The sequence below is a fragment of the Agromyces sp. NPDC055658 genome, assembly GCF_053618155.1.
The window spans coordinates 1-1010 of sequence record NZ_JBSHHD010000161.1; the positions used below are offsets into that span (position 1 = coordinate 1).

The window sequence follows — 1010 nt, forward strand, 5'->3', positions numbered from 1 at the left end:
GACCGACCTCGGCCATGACCAGGCCCGGCGGTTCGCCGGGACGCTCGGTCAGCGTCCGTCGATCCTGGCCCACTCCGTGGCCCGGCGCGCAGCGCAGACCGCAGCCGGAATCGGCACCGAAACCGGCCTTGTCCCATTCGAATTCGAAGGGGTCCACGAAGTTCAGGTCGGTGAGCTGGAGGACCGCAGCGACGACGACGCCGTCGCCGAGTTCAACCGGATCTACGAGCGCTGGCACCTCGGCGAACTGGATGTGCCGATGCCCGGCGGCGAGAGCGCAGAGGCGGTCCTGGGCCGGTACGTGCCGGTGCTCACCGATCTTCGGTTGCGCTACCTCGACGACCAGGACTTCCACAGTGACATCGTGCTGGTGAGCCATGGCGCCGCGATCCGTTTGGTGGCTGCCGTGCTGGCCGGCGTCGACGGCAGCTTCGCCCTCGACCATCACCTGGCCAACACCGAATCGATTGTGCTGGCGCCGATCACCGACGGGCGCTGGAGTTGTGTGCAGTGGGCGGCGGTGACTCCGCCGTTCTATCCGGAGCCCGCCGCGACACCGGTCGCCGACGCGGTGACGTCCGAAACCGACCCGATGGGCTAGGCGTACCGCCGGCTCGAGAGTGCGCTCTCATGCGCACACTGGCAGCCGACCGCCTCACAGTCGAGGCTGAACGTGTGCGCTGCTTCCGGGGTGGTGCAGGCGTCGTCGGTGCATTCCGTGCGGTACCGGACGTGGTGGATCACGGTGCCGTGGCAATGCTCCAGACCGGCCGCGCACTCCCGGCACTGGATGGTCATAGCCCGTTGATAGCACTGTGGGCCGACAAAACGTGGTTGCCGCGCCTGGTGGCCTGGCCCCAGCTATTTGTCTTCGCGCTAGCGGCTCATCCCCAGCCAAGTTCGTGGAGCCGCTCGTCATCGATCCCGAAATGGTGCGCGATCTCGTGGATCACGGTGATCGCCACCTCGTCGACCACGTCGGCCTCACTGTCACAGAAGTCCAGCAGGGC

At 67.2% G+C, this 1010-nt stretch carries 2 protein-coding genes; one reads left to right on the forward strand and one right to left on the reverse strand.

The annotated features are described in order from the left end of the window. A partial coding sequence (locus ACWGPE_RS19340; RefSeq protein WP_452049371.1) for a histidine phosphatase family protein occupies positions 1–601 on the forward strand: 601 nt, incomplete at its 5' end. A gap of 283 nt (positions 602–884) precedes the next feature. On the opposite strand, the gene ACWGPE_RS19345 is transcribed toward ACWGPE_RS19340, so the two are convergent. Then, positions 885–1010 (reverse strand): metallopeptidase family protein (locus tag ACWGPE_RS19345; protein ID WP_452049372.1); only part of this gene is annotated, 126 nt, incomplete at its 5' end.